This is a genomic window from Spirillospora sp. NPDC048911, from assembly GCF_043198015.1.
GTDB lineage: Bacteria > Actinomycetota > Actinomycetes > Streptosporangiales > Streptosporangiaceae > Spirillospora.
This window is the reverse complement of sequence record NZ_JBICUD010000001.1, coordinates 195,875-213,688: the sequence shown is the minus strand read 5'-3', so window position 1 is coordinate 213,688 and position 17,814 is coordinate 195,875. Positions and strand designations below refer to the sequence as shown.

The window sequence follows — 17,814 nt, the reverse complement described above, 5'->3', positions numbered from 1 at the left end:
CATGACGATGACCACCCAGCAGATCACCGCCGAACTCGCCCAGATCACCGACCGCATCGCCGCGTCCTTTGACGAGTCGGCCGACAAGTGGACCGCCGACAAACACCTGACCCTGGAAGACATCGAACAGCGCCTCTTGACGCTCATGGAGCGCATCGAGGCGAACACCCCGACGACCGCCGACGCCGTGACCTACACGCACCCTGACGTGTTCACCATCGGTGTTCGTGACGGCTGGGCCGACCCCGAGACCGACCCCACTCGGATCGACTGGGCGCCGCGGCAAGCCGCCGCCGCCATCCCGTTCGAGGTGATCGACGGACGTCCCGTCAACCCCTGCGGCCCGACCGGTGTCCGGCACGGCCGCAACGAGCTGGGCCACTGGGGGGAGGCGCTGGCCGCTGACGCGCTGGTGTCGGCTCTCGACTACGAGGGTCGTCGCTGGATCGTCATGGTGGAGCGCGACGACGGGCACGGTTGGGCGCTGCCCGGCGGGCACGTCGATCCTGGCGAGAGTGCCCTTGAGGCCGCGATCCGTGAGCTGGCCGAAGAGACCGGCCTCACCGTACCCGGCGCGTCGTGGCAGTCCGGCCGGCCGCGGTATGTGCCCGACCCCCGCGCCAGTGACGAGGCATGGATGGTCACGGTGCTGTGCACCGCGCACCTGGGCACCCTCGTCCGATTCCCGGACGTGACCGGCGCCGACGACGCCGCCCGCGCCGCATGGATCCGCGCCGACTCCTACGACACCCTTACCGCCCGCCTCACCGAGACCTATGGCGGCGCGGTGTTCGCCGCGCATGTCGGCATGCTCCGCACGGCGCTGGGGGTGGCCTGAGATGACCACCCTGCGCAGGCTGCATAGCCGGCTACTTCACCTGGCCCTCCGGGTCATGCCCTGCATCTTCGTCTTCCACCTGGCGTGCTTCACCGCCTGCACCGTGATCTACCGGACCACCGGCCACGCAGCAATGCCGCTCCCGCTGATCTCGGGTCTCGGCATGGTGGCGTCGCTGTGGTGCGTATTCATCCAGCCCAACAGGGGTGAGTCGTCGTGAGTGCCCGTTTGACACCCCGCCCCCCGGACTCCTTCCCTGCCGACGCTCGGACCGGCCGCCGGTTGGTGTACCGCCTGGTGGCCGCGGTGGACATCGAGCGGTACAGCGCCCGCGACGTGTGCGGCCAGCTCGATGCCCAGACGACGCTTGACGCGGTGCTGACCGCCGCGGCCGGCGCCGCTGGGCTGGATCGGGCCGGTTGGTATCGGCAGGTCAACGGCGACGGTGAACTGTCGGTGCTGCCCGCTGACACCTGCCCCGCCGTGGTGGTCGGGGACTTCACCCGTCACCTGGCCGCCGCGGTCAGCGACCGCAACCAGGGCGCCGAGCGACCGCTCAGACTGCGGATCGCGCTGCATCACGGCACGTTGCTGCCCGGACCGTTCGGCCCGGCCGGAGACGCGCCGATCGTGGCCGCGCGACTGCTCAACGCCGCGCCCCTGCGCCGCCTACTCAGCGCACAGTCCGGCCACGACACCGCGCTCATCATCTCCGCGGCGCTGTTCCGCGACGTGGTGACCACCGGACTGTGCGCGCTGACACCTGAGCGCTTCCACCCCGCACGGATCACCGCCAAGGGCGTGACCTACCACGCCCACCTGCACCGCCCCCGGTCCACCCTCGCCGCCGTCGCGGCGGCATGACCCCCCTGCCTGCCAACACAGGAGGAGACAGCCAAGTGACAACTCGAACCCTGATCGCCGAGCGGCCTGGCCCGGTACTGGTGGTCATCGACCTGCCCGCCGGCGCCATCACGGTGACCGCCGAACCCGAACGCCGCACGGCGGAGATGACCATCACCGCCCGCGGGGATGACCCGGCGGTGGCTGACGCGGTGCGCCGCGCCGTGCTGCGCTGGAACACCAACTACGGCCGCGGTGGCGGTGCCCTGCTGGCCGCGGTACCGGAGGTGCGCGGCGGCGGTGTTCAGACCACCGTCCGCAATCACGGCGGCACCGTCATCACGCAGATCACGGGCAGCATTCCGGCTGGCGCGTCGGTCACCGGCGCCGTCATCGGCGCTGACGGTGCCATCACCATCGGTGGTGGCAAGGTCGTCATCGACGGTGTGACGGTCGTCGGTGGAGACATCGAGATCACCGCCCGCGTGCCGGAGGGCTCACACCTGGCGGTGCGTACCCGATCGGCAGATCTGGCCGCGCACGGCGAGTACGCCAGCGTGGATTTCGTCTCGGTGTCCGGTGGCCTGGCCCTTGGCGGAACCGTGCGCCTGACGGCGGAGACCACGTCCGGAGACGTGCGCGCCGCCGCGGTGGACGGCCCGGCCGAGGTCCGTTCGGTCTCGGGAGACATCCGGATCGACCGCGCTGACGATGTGCAGGCCCGCACGACGTCGGGAGCCATTGCGCTGCCCGACACGGGCGGGCTGATCGCCACGGCCACGGTGTCAGGTGACATCACCGTGCACGCCACCGAGGGCGGCACGGTGGGCGCCCGCTCGGTGTCCGGGGACGTCACCGTCACCGCCGCACCTGCCGCGCTGGCCGAGGGGCTGACCGTCCGCGCCGACTCGCGGTCCGGCACTGTGACCACGCCCGACGACACCCCCACGGCGGCGGCACGGCCGCGCCGCCCGCGTCGCGGAACGGGCGGTGCCTGACATGAGCCGCCGAACCGCCGCGGCGTTCTGGGACCCGCGCGGGGACCGGTACGGCATCCCCACCTACCCGTGGCGGATGGCGCCGCCGCACCTGGCCACGCGGCGCCAGCTCACCGCGATGGGGTTGCGCCCCGCCGGCCAGCAGGTGGCCGCGCAAGTGCTGTGGCGCTCACGCCGCTACCAGCGCCGCGGTGTCGGTGTCCGCGCCGCCTACCTGTACGACATCCGTCTCGCGCTGCCCAAGCGCACCGCCACCGAACGCCAGCGTGCCGCACTGGGCAAGGCCCTGGCCGCCCGGCGCACCTGCCCGGAGTGCGGCACCGATGCCGGCTATGTCCTGCCTCGCCATCTGGGCGTCTGCCTGGATTGCGCTACCGAAACGGAGGCCACCGCAGCATGACCATCCTCAAGCCCGTGGCGACCGGCGTACAGCCACCAAGCACGACGCCGGCCACCACGCTGCGACCGATCACGCCCCCGAACGAGCCCCCGATCCCGCCGCGGCGCTCGCCGTGGACGGCGAAGCACTGCCCGACCTGCCGCACCGCGTTGGACGGCGGCCCTGTGCACTTCCGGTGCGCCTCATGCGGCAAGGCGGTCATGGCCGCCGACCTGGACACCGAGTCGCACCGCCCCCTCGTACGCATCGACCGCCCCGCCGGGGTGTGGCAAGGGAGGGACGCCGCATGACCGCGACCTACGACACCCCGTCCTACGGGACCACGCCAAACGCCAACGGCCAGCATCCCGCCGTCGGTACCAACCGCTACGGCCGTCCGGTGCAGGTCTACAACCTGCGGTACCTGCCCAAGTGGCTCGGTGCCCGCAATGGCGACGACGCGACCGCCGACAAGGCGGGGGAGCGGCGCCCCGATCGGGCCGGCGCCTGGTTGCTGGCGACCGCGAGCGTTCTGCTGCTGCTGTTGGCCATCGCGCAGGGCTACGTCTCGTTCCGCGCGCAGTACGCGTTCGTGCACGCGGAGAAGGGCGAGAAGACCGCCTCCATGTTGGAGGCTCTCGGGTTGGACGCCGCCGCGGTCATCTTCGCCCTGCTGGCGCTGGCACAGGCCCGGCTCGGCCGCCCGGCGGTCGCCGAACGCGTGCTGAACCTGGCCTGCGTCGGTGGCTCTCTGGCGATGAATGCGCTGTCGGCCGACCCCGGCTCGGTCAAGTCGCTGGCCGCGTGGATTCTGCCCGCCGCGCTGTACGCCGCTGCCTCTGACCGGCTGATCGCCGTCGTGCGGCGTCGTGCGCTGGCCGGACGGCCCGGCGCCGACGACGACCGCTCGCCCCTGGCGGCGGCCGGCGCGCTGGCGCTGTGGGGGCTGCGACTGGGCATGGCGCCGGTCACCACGGTCAAGGGCTTCCGCGCATGGGTCCTAGATGAGGCGCCCATCGCACCCGGCCGCCGCGCCATCACTCAGCGGGACCTGCCCGCCCTGCCCGCCCCCGACTCCGCCACCACGGCGGACACGCGGCCGGCTGCGGTGGCGGACAACCCGTCGGACACCACGACCGACACCGACGCGGACAACGCCACGGCGGACGCGGCCGGCCGTAGGTCCGACGAACGCGCGGACAGCAAGACCGGCCGCGTGTCCGTCCGCAAGTCCGCCAAAAGGTCCGCCAACAAGAGCGACAAAACGACCGCCAGGGCGCGGGCACTGCTGGCCGCCAACCCCGAAATGTCCGGGGCGGACTTGGGCCGTCGGCTCAAGGTCTCCGAGCGGACCGGTAGCCGACTGCGCGCCCGCCTGCTCCCCGAGGTCACTGCCGCCCCGATCCCTGCCGACTCGACTCCGACCGCTCCGACCACGCTGGCCGACTCGACCGGCCAGGGAGGTGACGCCTGATGAGTTTTAGCAAGCCCATGGGCGAAGTCATCAAACTGCCCGTACGCCCTGACCTCGACGACACCGCCAACGACACCGCCGACACCCCCGCCGCGCTGGCCGCTGGCGCCGACGCCACGAGCGCGCCGACGGTGACGGACCGGCCCGACACCACGGCGGACCATGAGGCCGAGGAGGAGGTACTCGAAGGGCGCGTGCTGGTGGACCGGCCCACCGGCACCGAGCGGTCCGACATCCGCGCCCGGATGCTGGCCGATCAGGGACGGCGTCGCCCGATCATCGCGCCGTGGCTGCGTGAGGCGAACGAGGCCAAGGCCACCATGCGGTGGGCCGTCGGCTACGTCGGCCACGTCACCGGCTACCACGCCGCCCGCGTCCCGCTGTACGCGCTGCGCCTGACGCTGCGCTCACCGCTCGGGCTGTACCGGGTCACGGCCGCCACCTGGCGGTGGACGTTCGACGCCGAGGGCATGCCGCTGCGCACCTACGCGGTGGACCGCAACGACATCGACGGCTACCTCAAGCTGATCCGCGAACGCGACGACCACGTACGGTGGCGCCGCATCATCGCCCTGGCCGCCCTCGGCGGTGCCGGTCTGGCCGCCTCCGCTGTCATGGCGGCTGGCGGACTGGCCCAAGCCGCCGCACTGGCCGCACTGGTGGCGGTGCTGGGTTGGATCGGCACCCCGCAAGACAAGCGCGTCCTTGACACCGCTGTGGTGGCTACCAAGGCGCCCAAGCTGACCAGTGAGACCGTGGTCCGGGCGCTGTCGTCGCTGGGCATCGGCGAGATCAACAGGGCCGTCAAGGACGGTAGCGGGATCGCGTTTCCTGCGCCGATCACCCGCGACGGCCCCGGCTGGCGCGCCGACATCGATCTCCCGCACGGCGTCACCGCCAACGACATCATGGAACGCCGCGACAAGCTGGCCTCCGGGCTGCGCCGCCCCGTCGGGTGTGTGTGGCCGGAGCCTGGCGAGGAAGACGAGCACGCCGGCCGCCTGGTCCTGTGGGTCGGGGATCGCCCGATGGCCAAGGCCAAGCAACCCGCCTGGCCACTGGCCAAGGCCGGCAAGGTGGACGTGTTCGAGCCCGCCCCGTTCGGCACTGATCAGCGCGGCCGGTTCGTCACCCTGACCTTGATGTTCGTGTCGATCATCATCGGCTCGATTCCGCGGATGGGCAAGACGTTCATCCTGCGCCTGCTGGCGCTGCTCGCGGGGCTGGATGTGCGCAACGAACTGCACATCTACGACCTCAAGGGAACCGGTGACCTGTCCCCGCTAGCGCCGATCGCGCACGCCTACCGCGCCGGCGACGAAGACGAGGACATCCTGTACGCCCTCAAGGACATGAGGGCGCTTCGCACGGAGTTGCGGCGCCGCGCCAAGGTCATCCGCAACCTGCCCAAGGACCGGTGCCCCGAGAGCAAGGTTACGCCCGAACTGGCCTCCGACAAGTCGCTTCGCCTGCACCCCATCACCATCGCGGTGGACGAATGTCAGGTGTGGTTCGAACACCGCAAGCACGGCGCGGAATTCGAAGAGATCTGCACCGACCTGGTCAAGCGCGGTCCCGCGCTCGGGATGGTGCTGGTTCTGGCCACCCAGCGCCCGGACGCCAAGTCGCTGCCCAAGCCCATCTCGGCCAACGCCGGCATGCGCATCTGCCTCAAGGTCATGGACCACGACGCCAACGACATGGTGCTGGGCACCTCGGCCCACAAGAACGGCATCAAGGCCACCATGTTCAGCCTCAACGACAAGGGCATCTGCTATCTGCGCGGCGAGGGCGACGCCGCCCGCATCGTGCGATCGGTGTACGTGGACGCGCCCGCCGCGGAGACGATCGCGCTGCGCGCCCGCGCGATGCGCAAGGCCACCGGCTACCTGACCGGCTACGCCGCCGGCGCCGACCTGGCCACCGACGAGAGCGACGAGGCCACCCTGCTGGCCGACGTCATCGCCGTCACCACCGACAGCGAAGACAAGCTCTGGTCTCACGTGCTGGTGGACCGCCTCGCCGAACTGCGGCCCAAGGTCTACGGGCCGTGGGCTCAGCGCCCCGACGGCGCCAGCGACGCCGAGCACAAGACCGCCAAGGCCACCGCCCTGGCCAACGCACTCAAGCCGTACGGCATCCGCACCGTGCAGGTGAATCGGACAGCACCAAACGGCGAACGCGAGAACAGCCGCGGCATCGTCCGCGAACACATCCTCGCCGCACTCGACAAGGCCGACGACTCGACCGCCTGAGCCACGCCGTGGGGGTCTACGGGTAGACCCGCACCCCGCTACCCGTAGACCCCCCTCGTAGCCCCCAACCCACTCAGTGATCAGCGACGTAGACCGTAGCCCCGCCTTGCCCGAAAACCCCAGATCGGCCCTATGGAGGGCTCAAATGCCCACTGTGCTCGCCGCCGCTACCGACTCCGGAACCGGCCCCGGACCGCTGCTGTTGCTCGCCATCCTCGCCGCCACCGGCTACATGATCCACTGCCTGATCTGGCCGTATCGGTCATGCCGTTACTGCGAGGGCGGCAAGCATCGCTCCCCGTCCGGCCGCGCCTGGCGCTACTGCCACCGCTGCAACGGCAAAGGCGCCCAACTCCGCATCGGCCGCCGCCTGTGGACCTACCTCAAGAACACCCACGACCGCAACAGCCGTCACCGCTGAGCTACCGCCACAGGAGACCGCGCATGACGCACAATCCGCCGATCCCGGAATGGGAGCCACTCACCCCCGCCACATCCGCCGAGATCCGCGAGCGATGGGGCCTGGCCAGTACGCCTACACAGCCCCGCCCCACAGCTACCGCCCCTACTCGCGCCCGGCGCACGCCGACGAACGGCGCGACCTGCCCCGAGCACGGCGTCATGTGGTCGTGCGGCTGCGACGGATGCGCGGCGGCTCTGGACAGCCACCACTGACCCGCCGCCGGACATGGCGCGACCCCGGCGCACAGCCACCAAGCACGACGCCGGGGTCTTGCTCCAACCGATCACGTCCCCGAACGAGGACCCGAAAAGGAGCACTCTCATCATGGCGCACCATGCCCGGTACGTCTCGGCTCGCCTTAGGCACAGTCGAGTAGCCCTGCCCGCCCGTCCGTGGAACGGACTGCGCATCCTTGACGCCTTTTCCTGTGCCGGCGGCGCTGGCATGGGCTACCACCTCGCCGGATATGACGTCACCGCGGTGGACATCGCACCTCAGCCACACAACCCGTTCCCGTTCATTCAGGCCGACGCTCTCACCCTGCTCGCCGATCCGGCGTTCCTAGCTCGGTTCGATGCCATCCACGCCAGCCCGCCATGCCAGGCGTACACCCTCGCCCAGCGCATCCGCGGCAACGCCCATCCCGACCTGATCGCCCCCGTCCGCGCCCTGCTCCAGGCGTCCGGCCTGCCGTATGTGATCGAGAACGTGCCCGGCGCGCCGCTCCGGGATCCGGTCACCCTGTGCGGGGCGATGTTCCCCGGCCTGCGCGTCTACCGCCACCGCGAGTTCGAGACCAGCCACCCGATTCCCGTCATGCCGCACCCGGCGCACGCCGCGCCGCTGCGCAAGATGGGCCGCCCGCCCCAGCCCGGCGACTTCGTGCACGTCGTCGGCAACTTCTCCGGCGTCGCCTACGCCCGCGAGGCGATGGGCATCGCGTGGATGACACGCGACGAACTCCGTGAGGCCATCCCGCCCGCCTACACACGCCACATCGGCGCCGCCCTCGCCGCACACCTGACCGGCAGGGAGGTGGCCGCGTGATGAACCCGGCAAAGACCGATGCGTCGTCTCCCGCCGCGGGACGCAACGCGTCGGATGCAGCAGCACGCCCACGACTTGACGGAGAGCGCAGCATGACCACCCACGCCCCCACCCGGCCCATGTCCATGGTGGCGCTCGCACACGCCTCGCGCGGCTGGCACGTCTTCCCACTCAAGCCGCGCGACAAGGTACCCCTGCGAGGCTTCAAAGACTGGGAGCGCCACGCCACCACCGACCCCGCCAAAATCCGCCCGTTCTGGGCGCGGGCACCGTTCAACATCGCGGTGGCGTGTGGTCCGTCCGGACTCGTGGTGATCGATCTGGACACCCCCAAGCCCGGCCAGGTTCCGCCGCCCGAGTGGGCGGATGAGGCCGGCATCGGCGACGGCGCGGACGTGTTCGCCGCGCTGTGCGAGCGCCATGGGCAGCCGTTCCCGTTCGACACTCTCCAGGTGCGCACCCGCCGCGGTGGCCTGCACCTCTACTTCACGGCCCCTGATGGGGCGACGCTGAGTAACACCGCCGAACGGCTCGGATGGCTGATCGACACCCGCGCGGACGGTGGGTACGTCGTCGCGCCTGGCAGCTTTGTGGACCGGCCCGACGGTACCGGCCATTACGAGATCATCCACGACGCACCGCCGGCGCCGCTCCCCGCATGGCTAGCCGAACCGCTTACCCCTCGGCCGCGGCGCCAGCTCGACCCCGCCTCGCGTGACATCCTCCGCGCCCGCCTGGCCGGACTTGGCGCCGACCGGATCACCCGGTACGCCGATGCCGCGCTACGCGACGAGGTACAGGGCGTGCTCGACTCAGCCGCCCATCAGCACAACACCACGCTCTTTCGCGCCGCCATCCGGCTCGGCCAGCTTGTAGGCGCCGACATGCTGCCCCGTGATCTGGCAGAAGACGCCCTCCAGATTGCCGGGGAGACGGTCGGGCAGCCGCCCCGCGAGGCATACGGCACCATCCGATCCGGCCTCGACCGCGGCGCTCGCGAACCTCGGAGGGTCGCATGACCACGCCTCCACCCCGCACCGCCGCCGACATCCTTGGCCCGCTGGGCGCCGGGGAGCGCATCACCACCCATGCCGAACACGCCGCATGGGAAGACCCCGTGCCCGTCGGCGCGCAACGCGCGCTGCCTACCTTCCCGGCTACCGTCCTGCCCACGTGGGTTGCTGAGCAGGTAGCCGCGGTGGCCGAGTTCACCCAAACCCCGACCGATCTGGCCGGCTGCATCGGGCTGGCCGCGCTCTCCACGGCAGCCGGCGGACGCGTGATCGTCAACGTCCGCGGATCGTGGTCCGAGCCGGTCAACATCTTCACCGTGGTGGCCATGCCGCCTGGCTCACGCAAATCCGCGGTCTTCCGCGCCATGACTCAGCCGCTACTCAATGCCGAACGACAGCTTGTCGAGCGCACCGAACCCCACATCATCGAGGCCGAACTCGCCCGCCGCGTGGCCAAGGCCGCCGCCGACAAGGCCGCCAACATCGCGGCCAGCAAAACCGGCCCCGGCGGAGACCCCAACGCGCTGGTAGAGGCCACCGACGCCGCCATGGCAGTGGACGCGATCACCATTCCGGTCAAGCCGCGCCTGGTAGCCGACGACATCACCCCCGAGAAAGCCGCATCCCTGCTGGCCGAACAAGGCGGACGCCTGGCCGTACTCAGCGCCGAGGGCGGCATCTTTGCCACCCTGGCCGGCCGCTATTCCTCCACTCCAAACCTTGACGTGTTCCTCAAAGGCCACGCTGGCGACATGCTCCGGGTTGACCGGCAAGGCCGCACTGAGCACGTCGAACACGCCGCGCTCACCCTTGGCTTGGCGGTACAGCCCGAGGTCATCCTCGACATCGCTGGCATGCCGGGTTTCCGCGGCAAAGGTTTGCTCGGCCGACTGCTGTACGCCCTGCCCGCCAGCAACATCGGCCGCCGCAAAATCAACCCGCCGCCCATTCCGACCGACGTGGCCGCCGCATATGACGCCAACCTGCAACAACTGGTGTCCACCCTGCATGACTGGGACGACCCCGCTCGGCTGCAACTGAGTCCCGACGCCGACGCCGCGCTACTCGCCCTAGAAACCCGCCACGAACCTCGGCTTCACCCCGAAACCGGCGACCTCGGCCACCTCGGAGACTGGGCCGGTAAATACTGCGGTGCCGTTGCCCGACTAGCCGGACTTCTCCACCTGGCCGCCCACATCACCGACGGCTACCGCATCCCGATATCCGCCGACACCATGCACGCTGCCATCGCCATCGGCGAGTACTTCACCACGCACGCCATTGCCGCATTCGACGCCATGGGCGCCGACCCCGACCACGAGGCTGCCCGCCACGTCTACGCATGGCTTGAACGAAACCGCCCCGAGCAATTCACCGTCCGCCATCTCTTCAGCAAACTTCCGCGCAGCAAGTTCGGCAAAGTCGCTGAACTCGAACCCGCTCTAGATCTCTTGGAGCAATACGGATGGATACGCCGCCAACCCGATCCCGAACGGGTCGGCCCCGGCCGCCGCCCGTCGCCTACCTATCACGTCCACCCACGCCTACATAACCCGCGCGGCGAACAGCCACCAAGCACGACGCCGCAAGCGAAACAGCCAACCGATCGCAAGAACCCGTGAAGCGAGGGCAGAACGTGAAGCGTCCCGCCAACCGACTGGAATGGCTCACCCTCACCGAGGTGTGCACCGAGATCAAGATCTCACGATCCACCTTCTACGACTGGCGCGCCAAAGGTCTCGCGCCCGAGTGCACCAAGATTCCAAACGGCGAACTGCGAGTCAGTCGAGACGACCTCAACGCGTGGTGGGAAGCCCAGAAGGTGGCCGCCTGATGGAGAACATCACCTACGACGTCCGTATCTACAAAACCGAGGTCTACAAGGGAAAGAGTGCCACCACCTATACCGTCAGGTGGAAGGTCGGCCCCAAGGTGTGGCGTGAATCATTCCGCGTCAAAGCTCAAGCCGACAGCTTCAAGGCAGAACTACGCACCGCCGCCCGCAAAGGCGAGGCATTCGACGTCACCACCGGCCGCCCAGTCAGTTGGGGACGCGCCAAGAAAGACATGTCATGGTATGCGTTCTGCCTTGCCTACATGGACATGAAATGGAAGGGCATTTCGGGCAAGCACCGCGCGAACACCGTATGGGCGCTCGTCACCGTCACACCCGTGATGCTCGACTCCGAACGTGGAAAGCCCAAAGGCCAGGACATTCGCACCGCGCTTCGTCGATGGGCTTTCAACACCAAGAACCGTGCCGCGTGCCCGCCGCACGCCACCGAGGTTCTGCGCTGGGTCGAGAATCACAGCAAGCCCATGTCCACGCTGGCCGATCCCGCAGCAGTGCGCGAACTCCTCAACGCAGCCGCGACACGGCTAGATGGAGAACCGGCCGCGCCATCCTCCGTTCAACGCAACCGCGCGATCTTGCACCATGCGTGCGAATACGCCGTTGAGATCGGCGTTCTGCCCAGCAACCCAATCAAGACCACGAAATGGAAGGCGCGGAGCAAAGGATCCGCGGAAGTCGATCGCCGGTCGGTCGTCAATCACGATCAAGCGCGTCGGCTGTTCGAAGCAGTCCGTACGCAGAGGCCAAGCGGGGAACGCCTCGTGGCGTTCTTTGCCGTCATCTACTACGCGGCGCTTCGCCCCGAAGAGGCCGTGAACCTCCGCGTCGAGAACGTCACACTTCCCGCCCTGGTCTGGGACGACCACATCCAAAAGTGGCAGGAACCCGCCGACGACTGGGGAGAACTGCACTTCAACACCGCCAGTCCCGAAGTCGGAAGCGACTGGACCGACGACGGCGCCAACAGGGAACAGCGCCAGCTCAAGGGCCGCGCCGAGGGCGAATGGCGACGCGTACCCACCGCGCCACCGCTTACCCGCATCCTGCGCGCCCACCTGCGCGACATCGGCCCCGGCCCCGGCGCCCGGCTGTTCTGGGGAGTCCGCGGCGCTGAACTGGCCAGCATCACCTACCGGCGCGCATGGGACACCGCCCGCCAGACGGCGCTCAGCGAGGCCGAGTACGCCTCACCGCTCGCCCGAAGGGTCTATGACCTCCGCCACGCGTGCGTGTCCACCTGGCTCAACGGCGGTGTACCGGCTACTCAAGTCGCTGAGTGGGCCGGCCACAGTGTCGAGGTGCTGCTACGGGTCTACGCCAAGTGCATCGAGGGCCAGGACGAGACAGCCAAACGCCGCATTGAGCAGGCACTACGGAGCGACTGAGTTCAACGAAAGCTGGATGCGCCCATAGGTGAATCCTAAGCGAGCCCCTGACTAGCGGAATCGCCGGTCAGGGGCTCGTCTCTGTGCCCCTTATTTCAGTGAAGCCTCATCCCTCTCTATATTGCGAAGGAGCCGGGATTCACTGCGCTGCCTTGGTGAGGTGGAACCCCTTGAAGGGCCTCCGCCCTTCTTAGGGCGTCCACTTTTACGTTCCCACCGTCCTTGGAAAGCCGTCACGCTAGACCTTGTGAAAACTGGCCCCATCGCCAGCCGAGCCACAGGGCTAGGAAACTGTTGGTTCTCTTCGGCGAGCTGGCGCGCGCGCTGCCTTGAAACTCCCAGCAGGTCTGCGATCTCGATATATCCAACGAGATCCTGCCCTATTGGATTCTCGATCTCTGCGCGCTGCTCGGCGATGCTTAGCACTCGAACGCCTGTTGGCGTCAGCGCCTTATCAAGTACTTGGCGTGTTGCATCGGAAGCTGTCCGTAGGGAAGCTTCTACAGCCTTTCGCACCGTGCCAGCCTCAACCATCAGGTTGAGACGAAGGAGGCCGGTGTCATTATCGTGGCTGATTGTTGCGAATCCTGGCGTCACGATCATGAGCTTTTGCAGTTGCTCATCATCTAGGTCTTTAACTTCGTACGTGACTTCAGCGTGCCACTGATTCATAATCTCTCTTTGAGACCCTCTCTTACTCCGGGCTGGGGTTCGGGCGGGTGCTGGCGGGGGGCCGCGTTGCAGCGCGGCCCCCCGCACTTTGGCTCCTACGTTTCCTTGTCGCTCTGCTTCTCAGACAGGTTCAACCCAGCCCGCCGCAGGGTGCTGAAGAGGGTCACCCACTCGGTGGCGGTGGTGGGCTCGGTCGTCACTGTCCGAGAGGCTCCCTTCCGGAACAGCCAGCTGCCGTTGTCCGCCTGGCTGACGGTGAAACCCTGCTTCTCGGCTTCGTCAACCAGCTGTTCCATCCAGTCTGCCACCCGATTGTCCCTTCATACCCTTGTCAAAGTCAATGTTATCTAGATCAATACCCTTGTCGGGGACAAGAGTTTAGCGCATCATCGATCGTAACGCGGCGTCGGCCTCGCTGAGCGGACGTGCGGGAGCCCCCGGTGTGCGGGAAGCGTCACAGGCGGCAGGAGAGGTGCGAGGAGGCGCGCGCTCCTGGGCAGGCCGTTGAGGAGGTGCTGTGGGGCGACTGAGTTCCGCACGTATTCCGCACGATCAACCGCAAACCGCCGATGACAGCCGGACACAGCCGGACAGACGAGAACGGCCCCTGACCGCGTAAGCGCTGGTCAAGGGCCGTTCTTGCTGCTTAGAGAGGTGGGCAGGGGCGGGGTCGAACCGCCGACCTTCCGCTTTTCAGGCGGACGCTCGTACCGACTGAGCTACCTGCCCATGACGCGCGTGCGCGCCTGGCGGTCCTGACGGGATTTGAACCCGCGGCCTCCACCTTGACAGGGTGGCGAGCACTCCTAACTGCTCCACAGGACCTTGCTTGGTGTCTCCTGACCGGCTGAGCCGTTCTTGGCGACGTCCGAGAGCATACGCGATGGCTGAGGTGGGCGCCAACTTGATTCAGGGGAGGCGGGCGGTGCGGAGGGCGGAGCGCCTGATCTTGCCGGCGTTGTCGCGGAGGGGGTGGTCACTCGTTCGAAGGAGCGGGGGAGTTTGTGGGGGACAGGCAGGTCTTGAGGTGGGCCAGCCATTCGGTGCCGATGATGAGGGTGGACGCCTGGGTCTCGTAGAGCTCCCAGTTTTTGTCTGGGCCTGGCCTGGTCGTGATCCAGGAGGGTCGAGGTGACGCTGTTGGATATCTCGTCCAGTTCGCGCCGGGTGAGGGTGTGCTCGCCGCAGGCTCGGCGCGGTGCTGATGGGGGTTCCGGACGCGGGTGGCTCCCTTTGTGGTCATGCTCGTAGGGTGGGGCGTTTGGGGGGCTTTTTCGCTTTTGGGGTTGAGGTTCCTAATATGGCCCTGCTGTCGACTTGAGAAAGGCCTGTATGTCCGCGGAGGGGTACGAGCGGGGGCTTGGCACCCGGCAGATCCAGATGCTGGCCATCGGTGGGACGATCGGCACCGGGTTGTTCCTGGGGGCCGGGAAGAACATCGCCAAGGCCGGGCCCAGCTTGATCCTGACGTACGCGGTGGCGGGGCTGATGCTCTTCTTCGTGATGCGGGCGCTGGGCGAGCTGCTGACGTATCGCCGGGCGGAGGGCGGGTTCGCCGGGTACGCGCGGGAGTTCCTCGGGCCGTTCTGGGGCTACGCCACGACCTGGACGTACTGGATCATCTGGGTGACGACCGGGATGGCCGAGCTGACGGCGGCGGGGCTGTACGTCCAGAAGTGGTGGCCTGAGGTCGAGCAATGGCAGACCGCGCTGGTGGCGCTCGTGATCCTGTTCGTGGTGAACCTGATCTCGGTGAAGCTCTTCGGCGAGCTGGAGTTCTGGTTCGCCATGATCAAGGTCGCCGCGATCGTGCTGATGATTCTCGTCGGTGTGGCGGTGCTGGCGTTCGGGTTCGGCGACGCGGGCGAGACGGCCAAGGTCAGCAACCTGTGGTCGCATGGGGGGTTCTTCCCCGAGGGTGTCAGCCCGATGCTCATGACGCTTCAGATGGTGTTGTTCGCCTATCTGGGTGTCGAGCTGGTGGGCGTTACGGCTAGCGAGGCCAAGGATCCTGAACGGAATATCCCGAAGGCCATCAACGCGCTGCCGATCCGGTTCGCGCTGTTCTACCTGGGATCGCTCCTGGTGATCTTGTCCGTGGTGCCCTGGGGCGAGTTCATGGGCGGGGCCAGCCCGTTCGTGCTGGCATTCGACAAGATCGGCGTCCCGGGCGGCGCGGACATCGTCAACTTCGTGGTGCTGACGGCGGCGCTGTCGTCCTGCAACGCGGGCGGGCTCTACTCGACGTCACGGATGTTGCGGACGGCGGGCGTGAACGGGGACGGTCCGAAGGCGCTGGGCGAGCTGAACGGGCGTGGCGTCCCGGTGCTGACGGTCGTTATTTCGGCGCTGGTCATGGGCATCGGCGTTGTTGTGAACGCGATCGTGCCGGAGAAGGCGTTCGAGTACATCACCTCCGTTTCCACTGGGGGCGCCATCCTGATCTGGGGCATCATCGTGGTTTCGCACCTGGTCTACCGGCGCAGGGTGCGCGCCGGGGAGATCGAGGGCTCCGCATACCGGATGCCTGGCGCCCCGTACACCAACTGGCTGGTGCTCGCCTTCTTTGCCTTCGTCACGGTGACGATTGCCTGGGAGCACGACACCCGTGTCGCGCTGTACGTAATGGCTGGGTGGATGGTGCTCATCGTGATCGGGTGGCTGCTGCTGGGTGGGTTCAGTGGCAAGCGGACGGCGGCGGAACTTCCTGCGGTGGCTTCTGGCCGGGCTAGCCGCCGCTGATTTCGGCTGGACGTCGCGGGCGCCCCGGGTGATGATCCCCTGGGGCGCCCGCGGTGTCAGGCGGCTTTCAGGCGGCCTCCTTCCAGCTCCGTGCGCGTGCCGGTGAAGCCGCTCCGGAACCGCCGGTCGTGGGAGACCACCAGCAACGATCCCTTGTACGAGTCGAGGGCCTCTTCGAGTTCCTCGATCAGGGCCAGGGACAGGTGGTTGGTGGGCTCGTCCAGGATGAGGAGATCCGCTGGACGGGTGACCAGGCGGGCCAGTTCCAGGCGGCGGCGCTGGCCGACCGACAGTGCCGAGGCCGGCCGTCCCAGATCCTCCTCGCGGAAGAGTCCCAGCTTGAGCAGCGCGTCGGCGTGGTCGGCGGGTGCGCCTGCGAGGCCCTCGGCGAAGAGCGTCAGGACGTTGCGTTGTGATCGTTCTACCGGCAGCTCCTGCCGCAGGTAGCCGATTCGTTTCGGCCGCTTCACCTTGCCGTGGTCCTGGGCCAGGTCTCCGGCCAGGACGCGGAGCAGGGTTGTCTTGCCTGCCCCGTTCGGGCCGGAGAGCAACATCCGTTCGCCTGGGGCCAGCTTGAACTCCTCGATGTCGAGCCGCCCGGAGACCTTGACCCCGGCCAGCTCGGCGGTGAGGCCGTCGCCCTTGCCACCCTCGATCCGGGCGGCGAAGCGGAGGGGGTCGGGCGGCCGTGACACCGGGTTGTCGTGCAGGCGTTGCAGCCGTTCGCGAGCGTTGCGGATCAGCGCCGACACGCCGCCTTCGTGTGACCGGCGGTGGCGGCCCGACATGCGCTGCTCCCGGTTGACCGGGCCGAGCGAGCCGAGCCGTTCGGCGCCGGCCTCGGCCAGTTCGGTCTGCCGGTCGATCTCACTGAGCCATTCCGCGTACTCCTGTTCCCAGCGGCGGCGGGCGGCGGCCTTGCCCTTGAGGTAGCCGTTCCAGCCGTCGCCGTAGCGGGTGACCGTGCGCCGGTCCCGGTCGACCTCGAGGATCGCCGTGGCGAATCCTTCGAGGAACGCCCGGTCGTGCGTCACGGTCACGACGGTGCCCCGGTGCGCCCGGAGCTGTCCCTCCAGCCAGGTAACGGCCTGCTCGTCGAGGTGGTTGGTCGGCTCGTCCAGCAGGAGGAGTTCGGGTGCGGCCGCCAGGACGCAGGCCAGCCCCAGCCGGGACTGCTCGCCGCCGGAGAGGCTGCCCAGCACCCGGTCGCGGGTGATGTGCGCCAGCCCGAGGCCGTGCATCGCGGCGTCGACGCGGGCGTCGGCCTCGTAACCGCCGCGCGCCTCGTACGCGGTGAGCAGGTCGCCGTAGTCGGCCATTTCCTCGGGGGACGCCTCGGCCAGGGTGGCCTCCGCCTCCCGCATGCGCCGTTCGAGATCGCGCAGGTCGGCGAGGGCGTGGTCGATCGCGTCGGTCACGGTGAGCTCGGGTGCCAGATCGAGCGTCTGCCCGAGGTGGCCCACGCCGCCCGCGGCCATGACGGTGATCTCCCCGCCGTCGGGCTTCTCCTCGCCGGCGAGCATCCGGAGCAGCGTGGACTTGCCGGAGCCGTTCTCGCCGATCACCCCGACCTTCTCGCCGGTGCGTACGGAGAACGAGACCTGTTCGAGGACGATCCGGCCCTCGTACGCCTTCCCGACGTCCTTGAGGCTGAGCTGCGAGGTTTCGGTGTGTGGTGGGCGGTGGCGGGTCATATGCGTCGACCTCCAGAAGCTTGCTCCCGGCTCGCTGCCGCTATCGCCGCTGATGCCGCTGCCGTCGACTCCGCCGTTGAGCAGGCGGAATAGGTAGGCAGGGCAGAGGCAGGCAGGGCAGGGCTGAGCCAGGAATGTGTTGATCAGGGCTGATCC

Annotated in this window: 18 protein-coding genes and 2 tRNA genes; 15 read left to right on the top strand and 5 right to left on the bottom strand. The window is 68.5% G+C overall.

The features are described from left to right. Position 1: 1 nt before the first annotated feature. The 14 genes from ACGFNU_RS00995 (at position 2) to ACGFNU_RS00930 (ending at position 12,550) form a co-directional block, all read left to right on the top strand. Complete coding sequence (locus tag ACGFNU_RS00995) at positions 2 to 838, top strand: NUDIX domain-containing protein (protein WP_392589167.1); 837 nt, start codon at positions 2 to 4, stop codon at positions 836 to 838. 1 nt (position 839) lies between these two features. Further along, positions 840 to 1,058 (top strand): hypothetical protein, encoded by a 219-nt coding sequence (locus tag ACGFNU_RS00990; protein WP_392589166.1) that lies wholly within the window; start codon positions 840 to 842, stop codon positions 1,056 to 1,058. Between the two features lie 86 nt (positions 1,059 to 1,144). After that, positions 1,145 to 1,702, top strand: coding sequence for a hypothetical protein (locus tag ACGFNU_RS00985; protein WP_392589165.1), 558 nt, complete (start codon positions 1,145 to 1,147; stop codon positions 1,700 to 1,702). A gap of 35 nt (positions 1,703 to 1,737) precedes the next feature. Beyond that, entirely contained in the window at positions 1,738 to 2,679 is a 942-nt protein-coding gene (locus ACGFNU_RS00980) for a DUF4097 family beta strand repeat-containing protein (RefSeq protein ID WP_392589164.1), read from the top strand. A gap of 1 nt (position 2,680) precedes the next feature. Further along, positions 2,681 to 3,079: an RRQRL motif-containing zinc-binding protein gene (locus ACGFNU_RS00975; RefSeq protein WP_392589163.1), complete on the top strand. Its 399-nt coding sequence runs from the start codon at positions 2,681 to 2,683 to the stop codon at positions 3,077 to 3,079. Further along, positions 3,076 to 3,369, top strand: coding sequence for a hypothetical protein (locus ACGFNU_RS00970; protein ID WP_392589162.1), 294 nt, complete (start codon positions 3,076 to 3,078; stop codon positions 3,367 to 3,369). Before ACGFNU_RS00975 ends, ACGFNU_RS00970 begins: the two co-directional genes overlap by 4 nt. Then, positions 3,366 to 4,532, top strand: a complete 1,167-nt coding sequence (locus ACGFNU_RS00965; RefSeq protein ID WP_392589161.1) for a hypothetical protein — start codon at positions 3,366 to 3,368, stop codon at positions 4,530 to 4,532. Before ACGFNU_RS00970 ends, ACGFNU_RS00965 begins: the two co-directional genes overlap by 4 nt. Further along, positions 4,532 to 6,787 carry a cell division protein FtsK gene (locus ACGFNU_RS00960; RefSeq protein WP_392589160.1) on the top strand — a complete coding sequence of 752 codons (2,256 nt, stop codon included), beginning with the start codon at positions 4,532 to 4,534 and terminating at the stop codon, positions 6,785 to 6,787. The genes ACGFNU_RS00965 and ACGFNU_RS00960 overlap by 1 nt, the downstream gene beginning before the upstream one ends. Before the next feature lie 145 nt (positions 6,788 to 6,932). Next, positions 6,933 to 7,208, top strand: coding sequence for a hypothetical protein (locus ACGFNU_RS00955; RefSeq protein ID WP_392589159.1), 276 nt, complete (start codon positions 6,933 to 6,935; stop codon positions 7,206 to 7,208). A gap of 486 nt (positions 7,209 to 7,694) precedes the next feature. Next, entirely contained in the window at positions 7,695 to 8,297 is a 603-nt protein-coding gene (locus tag ACGFNU_RS00950; RefSeq protein ID WP_392589158.1) for a DNA cytosine methyltransferase, read from the top strand. Next, positions 8,297 to 9,316: a bifunctional DNA primase/polymerase gene (locus ACGFNU_RS00945; protein ID WP_392589157.1), complete on the top strand. Its 1,020-nt coding sequence runs from the start codon at positions 8,297 to 8,299 to the stop codon at positions 9,314 to 9,316. Before ACGFNU_RS00950 ends, ACGFNU_RS00945 begins: the two co-directional genes overlap by 1 nt. After that, positions 9,313 to 10,932 carry a YfjI family protein gene (locus tag ACGFNU_RS00940; RefSeq protein WP_392589156.1) on the top strand — a complete coding sequence of 540 codons (1,620 nt, stop codon included), beginning with the start codon at positions 9,313 to 9,315 and terminating at the stop codon, positions 10,930 to 10,932. Before ACGFNU_RS00945 ends, ACGFNU_RS00940 begins: the two co-directional genes overlap by 4 nt. A gap of 14 nt (positions 10,933 to 10,946) precedes the next feature. Beyond that, a complete protein-coding gene (locus ACGFNU_RS00935; RefSeq protein ID WP_392589155.1) occupies positions 10,947 to 11,144 on the top strand; it encodes a helix-turn-helix transcriptional regulator in 198 nt (65 codons plus the stop codon). Beyond that, complete coding sequence (locus ACGFNU_RS00930) at positions 11,144 to 12,550, top strand: tyrosine-type recombinase/integrase (RefSeq protein ID WP_392589154.1); 1,407 nt, start codon at positions 11,144 to 11,146, stop codon at positions 12,548 to 12,550. Before ACGFNU_RS00935 ends, ACGFNU_RS00930 begins: the two co-directional genes overlap by 1 nt. Before the next feature lie 90 nt (positions 12,551 to 12,640). Here ACGFNU_RS00930 and ACGFNU_RS00925 read toward each other — a convergent pair whose 3' ends face one another. The 4 genes from ACGFNU_RS00925 to ACGFNU_RS00910 all read right to left on the bottom strand — a co-directional run bounded on the left by ACGFNU_RS00925 (position 12,641) and on the right by ACGFNU_RS00910 (position 14,047). Continuing rightward, positions 12,641 to 13,222 carry a hypothetical protein gene (locus tag ACGFNU_RS00925; protein ID WP_392589153.1) on the bottom strand — a complete coding sequence of 194 codons (582 nt, stop codon included), beginning with the start codon at positions 13,220 to 13,222 and terminating at the stop codon, positions 12,641 to 12,643. Positions 13,223 to 13,317: 95 nt separating this feature from the next. Further along, positions 13,318 to 13,530, bottom strand: coding sequence for a hypothetical protein (locus ACGFNU_RS00920; RefSeq protein WP_392589152.1), 213 nt, complete (start codon positions 13,528 to 13,530; stop codon positions 13,318 to 13,320). A 347-nt stretch (positions 13,531 to 13,877) separates the two neighbouring features. Beyond that, positions 13,878 to 13,951 (bottom strand) — tRNA-Phe (locus tag ACGFNU_RS00915). Between the two features lie 18 nt (positions 13,952 to 13,969). Further along, positions 13,970 to 14,047 (bottom strand) — tRNA-Asp (locus ACGFNU_RS00910). Positions 14,048 to 14,554: 507 nt separating this feature from the next. Here ACGFNU_RS00910 and ACGFNU_RS00905 point away from each other — a divergent pair. Then, complete coding sequence (locus ACGFNU_RS00905; RefSeq protein WP_392589151.1) at positions 14,555 to 15,964, top strand: amino acid permease; 1,410 nt, start codon at positions 14,555 to 14,557, stop codon at positions 15,962 to 15,964. 56 nt (positions 15,965 to 16,020) lie between these two features. Here the strand turns inward: ACGFNU_RS00905 and abc-f are convergent, their stop codons facing one another. Next, positions 16,021 to 17,658 carry a ribosomal protection-like ABC-F family protein gene (gene abc-f / locus ACGFNU_RS00900; RefSeq protein WP_392589150.1) on the bottom strand — a complete coding sequence of 546 codons (1,638 nt, stop codon included), beginning with the start codon at positions 17,656 to 17,658 and terminating at the stop codon, positions 16,021 to 16,023. Between the last annotated feature and the right edge of the window lie 156 nt (positions 17,659 to 17,814).